Origin of the sequence: Actinoallomurus oryzae (genome assembly GCF_039541955.1) — a bacterium.
GTDB lineage: Bacteria > Actinomycetota > Actinomycetes > Streptosporangiales > Streptosporangiaceae > Actinoallomurus > Actinoallomurus oryzae.
In genome coordinates this window covers 1-14,560 of record NZ_BAABHF010000013.1, presented here as the reverse complement: position 1 = coordinate 14,560, position 14,560 = coordinate 1, and the positions used below count along the sequence as shown (strand labels likewise).

The 14,560-nt window shown below is 71.2% G+C and carries 13 protein-coding genes; 7 read left to right on the top strand and 6 right to left on the bottom strand.

What is annotated here, in order from left to right:
• The first annotated feature begins 188 nt into the window (after nt 1-188).
• Together ABEA10_RS08455 and ABEA10_RS08450 are read left to right on the top strand one after the other, a co-directional pair.
• Nucleotides 189-659, top strand: a complete 471-nt coding sequence (locus ABEA10_RS08455; RefSeq protein ID WP_345459715.1) for a DUF4352 domain-containing protein — start codon at nt 189-191, stop codon at nt 657-659.
• Nucleotides 660-796: 137 nt separating this feature from the next.
• Nucleotides 797-970 (top strand): hypothetical protein, encoded by a 174-nt coding sequence (locus ABEA10_RS08450; RefSeq protein ID WP_345459712.1) that lies wholly within the window; start codon nt 797-799, stop codon nt 968-970.
• 36 nt (nt 971-1,006) lie between these two features.
• Here the strand turns inward: ABEA10_RS08450 and ABEA10_RS08445 are convergent, their stop codons facing one another.
• Together ABEA10_RS08445 and ABEA10_RS08440 are read right to left on the bottom strand one after the other, a co-directional pair.
• On the bottom strand, nt 1,007-1,840 hold the full coding sequence (locus tag ABEA10_RS08445) for a siderophore-interacting protein (protein ID WP_345459709.1): 834 nt from the start codon (nt 1,838-1,840) through the stop codon (nt 1,007-1,009).
• A 10-nt stretch (nt 1,841-1,850) separates the two neighbouring features.
• Nucleotides 1,851-2,861, bottom strand: a complete 1,011-nt coding sequence (locus ABEA10_RS08440) for an ABC transporter substrate-binding protein (protein WP_345459706.1) — start codon at nt 2,859-2,861, stop codon at nt 1,851-1,853.
• Nucleotides 2,862-3,004: 143 nt separating this feature from the next.
• Between ABEA10_RS08440 and ABEA10_RS08435 the strand changes: the two genes are divergently transcribed.
• The 3 genes from ABEA10_RS08435 to ABEA10_RS08425 are packed head-to-tail and all read left to right on the top strand — an operon-like array spanning nt 3,005 to nt 5,864.
• Complete coding sequence (locus ABEA10_RS08435; protein WP_345459703.1) at nt 3,005-4,051, top strand: FecCD family ABC transporter permease; 1,047 nt, start codon at nt 3,005-3,007, stop codon at nt 4,049-4,051.
• On the top strand, nt 4,048-5,073 hold the full coding sequence (locus ABEA10_RS08430; RefSeq protein WP_345459700.1) for a FecCD family ABC transporter permease: 1,026 nt from the start codon (nt 4,048-4,050) through the stop codon (nt 5,071-5,073). Before ABEA10_RS08435 ends, ABEA10_RS08430 begins: the two co-directional genes overlap by 4 nt.
• Nucleotides 5,070-5,864 (top strand): ABC transporter ATP-binding protein, encoded by a 795-nt coding sequence (locus ABEA10_RS08425; RefSeq protein WP_345459697.1) that lies wholly within the window; start codon nt 5,070-5,072, stop codon nt 5,862-5,864. Before ABEA10_RS08430 ends, ABEA10_RS08425 begins: the two co-directional genes overlap by 4 nt.
• Before the next feature lie 298 nt (nt 5,865-6,162).
• On the opposite strand, the gene ABEA10_RS08420 is transcribed toward ABEA10_RS08425, so the two are convergent.
• Nucleotides 6,163-7,704 (bottom strand): MFS transporter, encoded by a 1,542-nt coding sequence (locus ABEA10_RS08420; protein WP_345459694.1) that lies wholly within the window; start codon nt 7,702-7,704, stop codon nt 6,163-6,165.
• 112 nt (nt 7,705-7,816) lie between these two features.
• Between ABEA10_RS08420 and ABEA10_RS08415 the strand changes: the two genes are divergently transcribed.
• A complete protein-coding gene (locus ABEA10_RS08415; protein WP_329253883.1) occupies nt 7,817-8,551 on the top strand; it encodes a TetR/AcrR family transcriptional regulator in 735 nt (244 codons plus the stop codon).
• Nucleotides 8,552-8,749: 198 nt separating this feature from the next.
• Here the strand turns inward: ABEA10_RS08415 and ABEA10_RS08410 are convergent, their stop codons facing one another.
• From ABEA10_RS08410 to ABEA10_RS08400, 3 genes are all read right to left on the bottom strand, one after another.
• Complete coding sequence (locus tag ABEA10_RS08410) at nt 8,750-10,531, bottom strand: alpha/beta hydrolase (RefSeq protein ID WP_345459686.1); 1,782 nt, start codon at nt 10,529-10,531, stop codon at nt 8,750-8,752.
• 365 nt (nt 10,532-10,896) lie between these two features.
• Nucleotides 10,897-11,892, bottom strand: coding sequence for an ABC transporter permease (locus tag ABEA10_RS08405; RefSeq protein WP_345459683.1), 996 nt, complete (start codon nt 11,890-11,892; stop codon nt 10,897-10,899).
• Complete coding sequence (locus ABEA10_RS08400) at nt 11,889-12,764, bottom strand: ABC transporter ATP-binding protein (protein WP_345459680.1); 876 nt, start codon at nt 12,762-12,764, stop codon at nt 11,889-11,891. The genes ABEA10_RS08405 and ABEA10_RS08400 overlap by 4 nt, the downstream gene beginning before the upstream one ends.
• A 154-nt stretch (nt 12,765-12,918) precedes the next feature.
• Between ABEA10_RS08400 and ABEA10_RS08395 the strand changes: the two genes are divergently transcribed.
• The gene (locus ABEA10_RS08395; RefSeq protein WP_345459675.1) at nt 12,919-14,070 is read left to right on the top strand and encodes a sensor histidine kinase; all 1,152 of its coding nucleotides are present in this window, start codon (nt 12,919-12,921) and stop codon (nt 14,068-14,070) included.
• The last annotated feature ends 490 nt before the right edge of the window (nt 14,071-14,560 follow it).

The window sequence follows — 14,560 nt, the reverse complement described above, 5'->3', positions numbered from 1 at the left end:
ATAGAGTGCACTGGCATTCGCCATTTTGTGCACTGGCCAGGAAATCATATTTTTCCGGCTGTTACTCTTATCGAGTGAATCGCCGTTACAGGTTTTTCCGGGCGCTTTCCGGTTTCGGCCTACCTATTGCCCTGTTCACCGCCTGCTCGGGGAACAACGGTTCGGCGGAAAAGCCGAGTGAGCCCGCGTTGAGTCCTCTTCCGACGAAGACGACGATCGACGCCGCGCTCGGCACCACCATCAAGCTGAGGTCGGGCATCGGTACCGACAAGCCGGACCCCAACCTCGGGCCGCCGGAGATCGAAGTGGCCGTCACCAAGTTCGTCGACCCGGTCAAGGGCGGCGATGATCCGCTGTCGGGTGCGGCTCCCGGCAACCGCCTCGTCGCGGTGCTGTTCACGTTCACCGACCGGGGGGTGAATCCCTTCAAGACGGCGGTGGACGCCGCGACCGTCGTCGACGCCCAGGGGAAGTCCTACAAGGACAAGGTCGCGCTGAGCCTGTCCGTGCATCCGCTGATCACCACGGTCAACGTGCCGGCGGGTGGCACGCAGACCGGCTACATCCCCTTCGAGGTGCCCCGGGGAGCGTCGATCACCAAGGTCCGCTGGGCGATGGACCTGGGCGTCGGTCAGACCGGGGAGTGGAAACTCGGCTAGCCGAGGCCGGAGGCCGACATCCAGCCGACTCGCTCCCGGCGGACCTGAACACGCAGACAGTCAGAGTGTCAGGAGGTCGCTCACCTTCGGGTCAGTGCGCTCACGCCGCAATCGGGAATTACCAGTAGGCAAGGACTATGGGAAACACGAAAAACTGGATCTACATAATTTTCTCGCCGATCATCGGGATCGCACTGCTGCTGTTCAGAGATTACGTCTGGGCGGTAATAGCGTTCGCGGCGGGCGCCGTGTTGCTGGCGATCGAGCTCAGAAGGCGTGCCAGGGAGACTCCCCGCCGGGGCCAGGGCTGATCAGGTTCCCGTTCCCTCGTCGGGGCGGAATCAGGATCAGGAGGCGTTCTCGTTCGCGGCCTCCGCGAGGAGGTCCTCCTCTGTCGCGCCCCGGCGCCAGTAGCCGGTGAACGTGACCGCGCGGCGGTCGAAGCCCCGCTCGCCGACCAGGTGGCGGCGTAGCGTGCGGACGGCTCCGGCCTCGCCGGCGATCCAGGCGTACGGGACGCCGGCGGGGAGCGCGGCGGCGCGGATCGCCTCCACGGCCGATCCGGCCTGCCCGCGGACGAGCCAGGTGATCTCCGCGTCGGCCTCGGTCGGCAGCCGCCGGATGTCCTCGGCGTGCGGCACCTCGATCCACGCGCGGGCGCGCGTGCCCGGCGGTAGCCAGTCCAGGATGCCGGTCAGGGCGGGCAGCGCGGTCTCGTCGCCCGCGAGCAGCACCCAGCCGGTGTCCGGCGGCGGGCGGAAGTCGACGCCGCCGTTGTCCTCGGTCGTCGGGCCCAGGACGGCCACCCGGTCGCCGGGCCGCGCCGAGGCCGCCCAGCGGGAGGCCGGGCCCCCGTCGCCGTGCAGCGCGAACTCGACGTCGAACTCCTCCGGCTCGCGTCGCTGCCCGGACACCGTGTAGGTACGCATGACCGCGCGTACGTCCGGGTCCATGGCGCGCCAGCGCGCGTACCAGTCGTCGTCTCCGGTCGGTACGACGGGCGTCTCCTGGTGCGGGTGGGGGAGGAACACCTTGATCCGCTGGTCGCGTCCGCCGCACGTCAGGCCGGCCAGCCCACCGCCGCCGAAGGTGATCCGCACCATGGTGGGGCCGAGGCGTTCGGCGCGGACGACGTGGACGTCGAAGAAACGGAACGGCGCCGTACGCGGGCGCGTCCCCATGGATGCCACCTCAGCTCACCTTCTTCGCGTCGCGTAGGGCCTTGGCGAAGGCCTCCAGAGCCGGCGCGCAGGCCGCGTAGCTGAACCGCGGCTCGCTCTCCCAGGGGATGACCTGGCCGGCCTTGACCGCCGGCAGCTTCGACCAGCTCGGTTTGGCGGCGAGCTCCTTGGGCTGCGACGCGGAGGTCCGGGCGTCGAGGAAGATGAGGTCGGCGGGGTACTTGTCGGCGTTCTCCCAGCTCAGGGGCTCGAAGAAGCCGCCGCTGACCTTGTTCGGCACGACGAAGTCGACGCCCAGGCTGCTGAAGTAGGAGGTGTCGGCGTACACGCGGGGGTCGGAGGCGTAGAACAGGTCGGGGCTGCCGGACGCCGCGAGCACCTTGATGCCGGGGTTGGCCTTGGCCGCCGCGCGTACGGACCCCACCGCCTTGTTGAAACGCGCCTTGGCGGCGGTGACCGCCGCGGCCTTGGTGTCGGCGCCGAGCGCGGCGGCGAGCTGCTCGTGCCGCTGGAGCGGCTGGGGCAGGCTGACGTGCGAGGTGGTGAACCCGATGCTCGGTGCCAGCGCGAGGATCTTGCTCTTGCTGTCGGCCGGGACGAACCACAGGTCCGGCGGCTGGAACATGTCGGTGACCAGCAGGTCGGGGTGGAGCGCCGCGTACTTCTCGATGTTGAACTCGCCGTAGGCGTTGCCGATGATGGTGACCTTGTTCACGTCGAGGTTCCCGGCCATGGGGTCGGGGCGGCCGTCCTTGAGCTTCGTGGGCCCGAAGACGCCCACGAGCTGGTCGCCGACGCCGAAGTCGTGCAGCGCGGCCGCGGTGCCGACGTAGGCGACGACCCGCTTCGGGCGGCTCTTCGTGGTGGCCTTCTGGCCGCGGTCGTCAGTGAACGACCAGCCGCCGGAGGCCGCGGCCCGGCCGCCGCCGTTTCCACCGCAGGCGGCGAGCAGCGCGCCGAGTCCGACGGCGCCGCCGGCGGCCAGCAGGCCGCGGCGGGACAGGTCGTGAGGTCCGGGCATGGCGGAAGCCTTCTCTCGTCACTAGGAGGGAACGGTCACCGAGGTCATGCGGGGGCTGATCATCGGGCCTGACTTAGGTTAACCTAACCTAAGTTGTCCCTGTCCAGTAGGGCCGGGCCCCTCGACCCGTATGGAGCTGGTACGTGCCTGTCATCGACTCGGCGCGCGTCGAGCCGCGACCGGACGCGCCGGCCGGCGTCCGCCCGCGTGCGGCGCGTGTCGCCGGCCCGTTCGCGGCGGCGCTGTTCTTGCTGGCCGTGCTCGTGCTGAGCCTCGCGTTCGGCGCCAAGCAACTCTCCCCGTCCGAGGTGTGGCACGGGCTGACCGACCCCCACGCGCCGGCCTACACCGTCGTCCGCCAGATCCGGCTCCCCCGTACGCTGCTGGGCCTGCTGGCCGGTGCGGCGCTGGGACTCGCCGGCGGCCTGATGCAGGCCCTGACCCGCAACCCGCTGGCCGACCCCGGGCTGCTCGGCATCAACGCGGGCGCGGCCTCCGCCGTCGTCTCGGCGATCTCCTTCTTCGGCATCACCTCCTTCACCGGCTACGTGTGGTTCGCCTTCGCGGGCGCCGCCGCGGTGTCGGTCCTCGTCTGGGCGGTCGGCGGCGGGCGCGGCGCGACCCCGGTACGGCTCGCGCTCGCCGGTACGGCCGTCAACGCGGTGATGTACGCCTACGTCAACGCGGTGCAGCTGCTCGACACCGACTCGCTGGACCGGATGCGGTTCTGGACGGTCGGCTCGCTGGCCTCCGCGCGGCCCTCCACGGTGACCGGGATCCTGCCCTTCGTGGTGGCCGGGACCGTGCTCGCGCTGCTGCTGGCCCGCCCGCTGAACGCCCTCGCCCTGGGTGAGGAGTCCGCGAACGCGCTCGGCGCCCGGCCGGCACGCACGCGGGCGGGCACCATCGTCGCCGTGACCCTGCTGTGCGGCGCCGCCACCGCCGCCTGCGGGCCGATCGGCTTCGTCGGCCTGATGGTGCCGCACCTCGTACGGGCCCTGGTCGGCCCCGACCTGCGGCTGCTGCTGCCGTACTGCGCGCTGCTCGCGCCCACGACCCTGCTCGGCGCGGACGTGCTCGGACGGGTGCTCGCGCGGCCCGGCGAAGTGCAGGTGGGCATCGTCACCGCGGTGCTCGGCGGCCCGTTCTTCCTGCACGTCGTACGGCGAGGGCGGTGGGCGCGCGCATGATCCTGCGGACTCCCGGCGGATGGTCGGTGCGCGTACGGGGACGCGGCCTCGCGGTGGGCGCGGCCTGCGTGCTGGCCGCACTCGTGTTCGCCGTCGTCGCGATCGGCAGCGGCGACTACCCGATGAGTCCGGCCGCGGTGGTGCGGACGCTCGCCGGGTACGGTTCGGCCGCCGACGCGTTCATCGTGGAGCAGGTACGCCTGCCCCGGGTCCTCACGGCCCTGCTGACCGGCGCGGCCCTCGGCCTCTCCGGCGCCCTGTTCCAGTCGCTCGTGCGCAACCCGCTGGGCAGCCCCGACCTGCTCGGCTTCACCCAGGGCGCGGCGGCGGGCGCGCTGGCGGCCGTGATGATCGGCGGCGGCGGCGTCGCGCTCATGGGCGGTGCGGTGGCAGGCGGCGTGGTCACCGGCGCGTTGATCTACGCCCTCTCCTGGCGGCAGGGCGTGCACGGCTACCGTCTCGTGCTCATCGGCATCGGCGTGGCGGCCATCCTGACCGGCGTCAACGGCTACCTGCTGACCCGCGCGAACATCCCGGACGCCACGCGCGCCGTCCTGTGGCTGACCGGCAGCCTCAACGGGCGCGGCTGGAACGACGTGGTGCCGCTGCTCGTCGCGGTGGCGGTCACCGTGCCGCCGATCCTGCTCGGCGGCGGGCGCGGCCTGCGCATGCTGGAGATGGGCGACGAGACGGCGTGCGCCTTGGGCGTGCGGGTCGAACGGCTGCGGCTGATGCTGCTGGCCGCGGCCGTGCTGCTCGCCTCGTTCGCCGCGGGCGCGGCCGGCCCGGTCTCGTTCGTCGCGCTGACCGCCCCCCAGCTCGCCCGCCGGCTCACCGCCGACCCGGGCCCGAATTTCGCCGCCTCCCTGTGCATGGGCGCGGCGCTGCTCACCGGCGCCGACCTGGCCGGCCAGCGGATCGTCCCGGGGCACCAGCTGCCCGTCGGCGTGCTGACCGGCGTACTCGGCGGCGGCTATCTTCTGTGGCTGCTCGCCACTCAGCGAAAGAGGGGCCGGATATGACACGTCTGCGGGCGGACGACCTGACACTCGCGTACGAGCGGCGTACGGTCGCCGAGGACCTGAGCGTGGCCGTGCCCGACCGGTCGTTCACCGTGGTGGTCGGCCCGAACGCCTGCGGCAAGTCCACCCTGCTGCGCGCCCTGGCGCGCACGCTGAAGCCGCGCTCGGGCACCGTCCTGCTGGACGGGCAGGACATCCGCACGCTGCCCACGCGGGCCGTCGCCCGTACGCTCGGCCTGCTCCCGCAGTCGCCGATCGCGCCGGACGGCATCACGGTCGCCGACCTGGTCGCCCGCGGCCGGTACCCGCACCAGCGCCTGCTGCGCCAGTGGTCGGGCGAGGACGAGCGGGTGGTCGGCGAGGCGATGTCGGCGACGGGCGTCACCGACCTGGCCGGCGCGTACGTCGACGAGCTGTCCGGCGGCCAGCGCCAGCGCGTGTGGATCGCGATGGCGCTCGCCCAGGAGACCCCGCTGCTGCTTCTCGACGAGCCGACGACGTTCCTCGACATCGCGCACCAGATCGACGTCCTCGACCTGTGCGCCCGGCTGCACCAGGAAGAGGGCCGGACCCTGGTCGCCGTGCTCCACGACCTGAACCACGCGGCCCGCTACGCGACGCATCTGATCGCGATGCGCGACGGCGAGGTGGTCGCGGAGGGCGACCCGTCGTCGGTCGTGACGGCGGAACTGGTGGAGAAGGTCTTCGGCCTGCCGTGCCGCGTCATCCCCGACCCGGAGACCGACACCCCGCTGGTCATCCCCGCCGCCCGCCGGTCGGCCACCGTCTGAAGCACACCTTGGTGTGAGCACCCCCGGCCCAGGCTGGGGGTGCTCATTCACATCGGGACTTGCCGCGCCTCGGCGAATCGCCGGGGCCAACGACCACCCGGAACCACACTCGGCGGCTGGGCTCGGGCATGGGCGTTGATCGCCGGGGTGGGTCCGCAGCATCAGGACGGCGACCACTGCCGCGGTCAGGCTGCTGTCTACCGATGGCTGGGCTCTGGCGTTGTCGGCTCGGGCGTTGGCCGGCGGGGGTGGGTCCGTAGCGTCGGGACGGCGACCACCGCGGCGGTCAGGCTGCTGTCTACCGGTGGCTGGGCTCGGGGGTCGCCGGCTCGGGCGTTGGCTGGCGGGGGCGGGCCCGCAGCATCAGGACGGCGACCACCGCCGCGGCCAGGCCGCCGACCACGCCCACGACGGAGACCGTCGTCATGGCGTCCACGAACGCCCCCTTGGCGGTCGAGGCGAGGGCCGAGTCCCCTCGGGCGGCCGCGATGGCCAGGGCCTCGCCGATCGAGTGGCGTGCCGGGCCGGTGACCCCGTCCGGCATGCCGGAAGCGTACGCGGCGGTCAGCACGCTGCCCAGCACCGCGATGCTCAGCGCCTGGCCGATCTGCGACACCGTGTCGTTGACGGCCGAGCCCACGCCCGCCCGGTCTTTGGGCAGCGCGCCCAGCAGCGTCGCGTACGCCGCGGGGCCCGCCGTGCCGCTGCCGGCGCCCATGACGACCAGTGCGATCACGAGCGTCCCGTAGCCGTCGCCCGGCGACAGCAGCGAGAGCAGGCCGAAGCCCGCGGCCAGCAGGACCAGTCCGGTGGCCAGCGTCGCCCGGGCACCGAACCTCTTGTCGACGGCCACGCCGATGCCGTTGAACACGATCACGGTCACCAGCAGCGGGACGAACGCGATCCCCGCCTTCATCGGGCTGAATCCCAGCACGAACTGCAGGAACTGGGTGAGCGCCAGCATCAGGCCGCCGGAGGAGAACGACAGCAGCACGATGGACAGGCCGGCACCGCTGAAGTCGCGGTCGCGGAACAGCTCCAGCGGCAGCATCGGCGTCCGGGTGACCCGCTGCCAGACCGCGAACGCCGTCAGCGCGAGGACCGCGACGACGAAGCCGCCGATCGTCTGCGCGGACGACCAGCCGTCCTTCGCCGAGCCGATGACGCCCCAGACCAGCGCCGTCATGCCGACGGTTGACAGGAGCGCGCCGAGCAGGTCGGGCCGGCCCGCCGGGCCGCGGCTCTCGGGGATGAGCAGCAGGGACGCGACGATGCCGAGCGCGGCGATCGGGACATTCAGCAGGAACACCGATCCCCACCAGAAGTGGTCCAGCAGCAGGCCGCCGACGACCGGGCCGCCGAGCGCACCCAGCATGAGCACCGAGCTCCAGATGGCGATGGCCTTCTTGCGCTCCTCGTCGTCGAAGACCGTCGTGAGGATGGACAGCGTGCCCGGCATGAGGAAGGCCGCCCCCGCGCCCATCAGCGCCCGGGAGGCGATGAGCTGGCCGGAGGAGCCGGAGAAGGCCGCCGGGATCGACGCGCCGCCGAAGAGCACCAGGCCGATCACGAGGCCGGTGCGCCGGCCGTACCGGTCGGAGAGGGCGCCCGCCGTGAGGAGGAGGCCGGCGAGGACCACCACGTACGCGTCGAGGACCCACTGGATGTCGGCGTTGGTCGCGCGCAGGTCGCGGATGAGCGAGGGGATCGCGACGTTGAGGACCGTGTTGTCGATCACGACGACGAGCAGGCTCAGGCACAGGACGCCGAGGATCAGCCATCGCTGCGGATGGGGTGCCGTCGCCTCCGTCGAGGGCGCGGTGCCGGGGGGAGTGGACATGAGCCTCCGTTCGTACGCTGTGCGAGATAATCGCACAGCGTACTACTGCATCGAACAGTGTGCGAGTGGCGTTATCCTGCGGTGGAGCCGTTCCTCGTGCGAAGGACGTTCGATGCCACGCGACACCGACCCGATCACCAGCTCGGTCTGGGTGCGCCCCTCCCGGGCGCGCCGGGGGGAGCAGCCCACCCTGAGCCGGGAGCAGATCGTGCGTGCCGCGATCGAGCTGCTCGACGCCGAGGGGCTGAGCGGCCTGAGCATGCGCCGGCTCGGCGCCAAGCTGGGCGCGGGCGCGACATCGGTCTACTGGTACGTGGCGAACAAGGACGAACTGCTCGAACTCGCCCTGGACGAGGCCATGGGCCAGGTCGAACTCCCCGATCCGGCCGTCGCCGACTGGCGATCCGCCGTCGGCGACGTGGTCCGGAGCGTACGGACGGTGATCCTGCGCCACACCTGGATGGCCGGCTTGTACGGGATCCACCCCGCGATCGGCCCCCAGGCGATGCGGCTGAGCGACCGATTGATCGGGGTGCTCACCGCCGCCGGTTTCGCGAACCTCGATATGGCCTATGCGAGCTCGCTGCTCATGTCGCACGCGTTCGGCTCGGCCGTCATGGACGTGGCAATGCACACGGCGACCGCTCTGGCCGGCAAGGACGCGAACGACCTGGTCCGGCAACTGGAGCCGTACATGGACCGCATCGCCGGGGAGTACCCGCACTACGCGAAGTGGTGGGCGCAGAACAAGGGCGCGGACATGGAGCGGATGCGAGAGGACGGCTTCGAATTCGGCCTGCAACGCCTGCTCGACGGCCTGGAGTCGTGGCTCCGATCTGATGCCTGACCGCCCACGGACCGGCCGCGGTCCGCGGAGCCCGGTGACGTGGCTCGGCCGGTGGCCGAGCCGTTGTGGGGGCGGGGGGGTAGGGCGGCCGGTCCGCGGTGTGCGTGTCTTTCCCAGGGTGCTTTCGGGGGCGGTGCGGTGTGCGGTTGCGGACCGGCCGTGGTTCGAGGAGCCCGGTGGTGTGGCTCCTTCGTGCGTTTATTTTTCGGATGCCTCCGGGAACGGGGTGGCGTCCTGCTTGCAGACGGTCCCGGCAGGAGGAAGGGCGCCGGTCAGCAGGTAGCGGGTCTCGTACTCCATGGCGCAGGCGCTGGGATTCGAGAAGACGGTGTGGCCGTACCCATCGACGGTCAGGAGGCGGGCACGGGCCAGCTCGCGCGACAGGGCGACCGCTCCCTGATACGAGGTCGCCGGGTCCTTGGTGTTGTTGAGGAGAAGGATCGGATTGGCCGTGCGCCTGTCCCACGGTCCCGTGTAACGGTCTTTGCCCTGCGGCCATCCCGCGCAGGGCTCGGTGATCCACGCGGGCCCAAGCCCCATGGGGCCCGACGTGGCGTAGGCCAGCCGCGAGGCGGTCGTGTAGGCGCTCGGGTCACGCGGATTCGGGCTGTCGGAGCAGAGCATCGCGAGGAACTGCTCATGCCCGGTGTAGACGGCCGACGCCGGAGCGTCGGAGCCGGATCGCGTCGTCCGGGCTCGCAGCTTCGCCGCGGACGTCGCGGACGGCATGGAAGCCACGGACGACATGGGGACGGCGGACGATGTGGTGGCTGCGGCCGGCATGGACACAGTGGGCGAAGAGACGATGGACGATGTGGTGGCTGCGGCTGGGGTGGGCACAGCGGGGGAGGAGATGGCGGGTGGTGTGGTGGCTGCGGCTGGGGTGGGCACAGCGGGGGAGGAGATGGCGGACGATGTGGTGGCTGCGGCTGGGGTGGGCACAGCGGGGGAGGAGATGGCGGACGATGTGGTGGCTGCGGCCGGGGCGGACACAGCGGGGGAGGAGATGGCGGACGATGTGGTGGCTGCGGCCGGGGCGGACACAGCGGGTGACGAGAGGGCGGACGACGTGGAGGCTGCGGAGCCCGCGGCCGCGCCCGACGAGGCCACCCACATCTGTTGCAGCAGGTCGGCGCCCATCGCCCACTGGGACACGCTGCCCAGCGGGATGCTGAGCACACCGCAGGCGTAGCCGCAGTTCTTCGTGTCGCCGATGGTCACCGGATGTTGACGCAGGCGGCGCAACAGCGTGATGTATTTGGCGTGTGTCGCGGCCGGAGTACCCGCGGAGAACGCGCACGCGGCCGTGGACGCCTTTCCGCACAGGTCGAGAAAGTCCTTGAAGACCGCGGCGGACGCCTGGTCGTTGCCCACGCTCAGGAAGGTCGGCAGCCCGTCCTTGCCGTTGCTGTAGGCGACCGCGTCGAGGTTGCCGTCCAGGGCCATGTGCCCGACTTCGGCGGGGAACAGGTTGGCGTATGTGGCACCGAGCACGGTGCCGTAGGACAGGCCCATGTAGTTCAGCTGCGGGTCGCCGACGGCTTGGCGCAGCAGGTCCATGTCACGGGCCGCGTCAGCTGTGCTGATGTGTTCGAGCAGGCCGCCGTTGCGCTTGGCGCATCGCTCGTCGAACCCGGCCCACGTGCGGATCCAGGCCGATGTCTCCTTCGCACCGACCGGGAACCCGATCGGCGCACCGGACAGGAACTCCTCTTCCGCCTCGGCGGTCGGGAAGCACTTCACAGCGGTGCTGGAACCGAACCCTCGAAGGTCGAACCCGACGATGTCGTACCGCGCTCGCCAGGCCCGGGGAAGCTGCTTGTAACCGACGGTGAAACTCGAGAGCTGCTCACTGGGACCACCGCCGTTGACGAACAGCGAGCCGATGCGGTGCGCGGAGTCGGTGGCCTGGTGCCGCTCGACGGCGACGCTGATCGTTTTGCCGCGCGGGTCCCGGTAGTCCAGGGGTACCTGCGCCACCGCGCACTGGAAGTCTCCGTCGCAGGTCTTCCAGTCCAGCTTGGGAACCGGCGGCGTGATCGATGCCGAGGCCGAGGCCGGCGCTGCCGCAACGGCTGACTTTGATGCCGCGATGGGTAGGAGAACCGCGGTGAGCACGCCGGCCGCCCATAGCGCGGTGGCCGGCCGCGTGAAGCGGGTGCCGGCTGCGCGGAGCCCGGCAGAACGGCCTCGATGATCGGAGTGGCCGTGGGTCGATGCGCGGTTGCGCCGCATCTTGTGTCGTCCCTTCTTGATCGCTCAGAGGTGCGCGCCCGGCAAGCCGAGCGTCGTGTCACGCGGGGAGGGCCGCCTCCAGCCCGTACGTGATCGGGTCGGCGTTCTCGTCAGGACAGGCGGCGGCGGATCAGCCAGACACAGAGCCCGGCCAGAGCGAGGGCGAGGGCGAGGTAGATCACCGTTTCGTACAGCTGAAGCGTCCAAAAGCGGTCGGCGGGGTGGTAGGTCACCACCTGCCGGTAGCCGAGGCCGGTGAGCTTGTCGAAACATGCCTGGCTCTCCTGCCGTGACCGGGACGGGCAGTTCAGCACCCAGGAGGGCACGGTGACCGAGTCGCCCGCCGCGTTGACGGTCTGCTGGGAGATGACCCAGGCGCCGGGCCGGTTCACCGTCACCGTGATGTGGTTGAACATGTTGATGCTCGTCAGATTGCGCGCGGTGATCGTCGTCGTGAGGTGTTCAGGGGCGATGAGATGCGACCGGACCTGCCCGAACACGGTGATCTGGGTGGCGATGAAGAGGGCGAGGAGGATGGCCATGGCCGGCAGAGTGCGGCGGACGATGGCTCCCGTGATGACACCGAGGACGAAGAAGAACGCCGCGTAGCCGATGGGGACGATCCCGCGCGAGCCGAATATCTCGACGGACATCCTCGGGAAGATGAGGAATCCCGGGCCAGGCGCGCCGTTTTTGGCGGCGATGGCCTTGTCGATCGGGCCGGCCCACCAGGTCACCGCGAGGCCGAGCAGCCCGGAGGCGGCCATGGCGGCCAGACCGATGAGACCGAGCTTGGCGACCAGCCAGCGGGTGCGGGTGGTCAGGGTCCAGGCCAGTCGATGGGTGCCGGCATCCAGCTCCCGGGTGACGAGCGGGGCGCCCCAGAACATTCCGATGAGGGCGGGGAGGACCAGCAGCGCCAGGACGGTGACGAGATAGAGGTCGGTGTCCAGGGCGCCGATGCCGTCGAGGAACCGGTCACCGCGGGTCTGGTACATGTGAGCCAGTTGCGGGCCGGTGGCCGCGAGGGCGGCGAGGATGACGACGACGGCGCCGAAGGCCACCGCCGCCTGCGTACGGAACTGGCGCCAGGTCAGCCAGATCATCGGTGCGCCTCCGGTAGGGGAACGGCCCGGCCCATGTAGGCCAGGACGAGGTCTTCCAGACTCACCGGGCTCGTCACCCACGCGGGGTCGTACACCCCGGAGTCGGAACGGACGAGCATCGTGGTCTGCCGGTCGGTGTGCTCGGCCGAGACGACGTGCAGCCCGGCCGGGAGGGCGGCCGGGTCCAGACCGGGCGTGGTGACCACGCGGTGGGTGGCCAGCAGCTCGCCGACGTCACCGGTCAGCCGTACGTGGGAGGCGACGAGGACGATGAGGTAGTCGCAGACCCGCTCCACGTCGGAGACCAGGTGGGAGGAGTGCACGACGCTGAGCTCCTGATCGGCGGTGGCGTCGCGCAGGTCCTGCAGGAAGTCACGGCGGGCGAGCGGGTCGAGCGCGGCGACCGGCTCGTCGAGGATGAGCAGCTCGGGCCGTTTGGCGACGGCGACGGTCAGAGCCAGCTGAGCGCGCTGGCCGCCGGACAGACTCCCGGCCTGCTGGTCAGGGCGCAGGCCGAGGCGCTGGATCCGCTCCCGTGCCAGCCGCGCGTCCCATCTCGGACTGAGTCTGGCGCCGAGCCTGAGGTGGTCGGCGACGGTGAGCCTGGCGTAGGTCGGGGTGTTCTGGGCGACGAAGCCGACCCTGGCCAGCTGCGCCCGGCTGGTGCCGGGCCGCCCGCCGCACACCTCGATCGTGCCCGCGGTCGGCGTCAGCAGGCCGCCGGCGAGGCTCAGCAGCGTGGTCTTCCCGGCCCCGTTGGGGCCGACCAGGCCGACGACCCGCCCGGCCGGGATGTCAAGGGTGCACTCCGACAGCGCCCAGCGCCGCCGGTATCTCTTGCCCAGTCCGCGGGCCCGCAAGACAGCGGTCATGCCGGCTCCTCCTGGGTGGTCGATCGAAAGGGCATGCGATAACTGTGCTGGTGGAGGCCCGGGGCGGGTACCGGCTGAAAGTACGGTCCGGGCTGGACGGGCAGTACTTTCGGCCGGTACCCCCAGGCCTTGCCGGCTGCGTAGCCTGAACGGCGTGAACGTGCTGGATCACCTCGCCAGGTGGCGCGGGACGGCGGTCAACATCGGGCTTGCCGCCGTGTTCGCCATGGTTCTCGCCGTGGAGGACTACAACATCGCGGCCTTCCACCAGCACTGGCTGTTCGACTGCGTCGTCGGGCTGGTGGTGTGCACGGCCGCACTCCTGCGCGCGCGTAGCCATGTGTGGACCGCGGTGGTGGGTCTCGTCGTCTCCGGAGTCGCCGAGCCGGTCGCCGAAGTGTGGAATCTGCGCGGCGAGCCGGGCATCGCGGCCAGCCTGGCGCTGTTCGTGCTCGTCGGTTCCGCGGTCCGGGTGCTTCCCGCACGGTCGGCGACCGCCGTCGCGGCGGGTGGGGCGGCCGTGGCGGTCGGCACGATGAGCGGCCATTCCGCCGTCGCCGGCGTCCTCGGACTGGGGTGGGGCGCCGCCTTCGGGGCCGGGCTGTGGCTGCGCCTCCTCGACGCCCGCCGCCGGGCCGTCATCGAGGCGGTACGGCGCAACGAGCGCCTGGAGCTGGCCAGGGAGCTGCACGATTCGGCGGCGCATCACATCACCGGCGTCGTGCTCCAGGCCCAGGGCGCCCGCATCGCCGCCCGCAAGCACACCGAAACACTGGACACGGCCTTGGCGGGCATCGAGTCCGCCGGAAACGAGGCGCTCACCTCCATGCGCCAGGTCATCGGCCTGCTCCGCAACGGCGACGACGCCGGCGGACGCGCACCCGCACCCGAGCGGCTGACCGACCTCATCGATCGTTTCGCCGGGGCCGAGTTCGGGCGGCGTAATGGACACGACCTCAAGGTGCGGCTCCACCTGCCGGACGGCCCGCCCGATCCGGCCTGGCCGCCCGAGGCGACCACCACCATCAACCGAGTCGTCACCGAAGCCCTGGTCAACATCAGGCGCCACGCATCCGGCGCCCGCCAGGCCACCGTGACCGTCACCCACGACGAACGGGTCATCACCGTGGAGATCATCGACGATGCGCCCCCGGCCGGCTCGCCGCGGTTCCATTACGGCAGCGGGTACGGGCTCGTCGGGATGCGCGAACGCGTCGAGGCCCTCGGCGGCACCCTCGTCGCTGGTCCGGGGGCGGAGGTCGGTTGGTCGGTACGGGCTACGCTGCCGGTTTCCGCGAGGGCGTGAGCGTGCGCGTCCTGATCGCCGTTTCCGGTTTCCGGGAGGGCGTGAGTGTGCGTGTTCTGATTCACCATGGCGGCGGGTGCGGGTTTGTCGGGATGCGTGAGCGGGTCGAGGCCCTCGGCGGCACTCTCGCGGCTGGTTCGGGGGCGGGGGTTGGTTGGTCGGTGCGGGTGAACGGGTCGAGGCCCTCGGCGGCACCCTCGTCGCTGGTTCGCGGGCGGGGGTCGGTTGGTCGGCGCGGGCTACGTTGCCGGTTTCCGCGAGGGCGTGAGCGTGCGCGTCCTGATCGCCGTGTTCGAGAGGGTGTGAGCGTGCGTGTTCTGATCCATTACGGCAGCAGGTATGGGCTTGTCGGGATGCGTGAACGGGTCGAGGCCCTCGGCGGCACCCTCGTGGCTGCTCCGGGGGCGGGGGTCGGTTGGTCGGTGCGGGTCACGTTGCCGGTTTTTGGGAGGGCGTGAGGGTGCGTGTTCTGATGGCCGTTTTCGGGAGG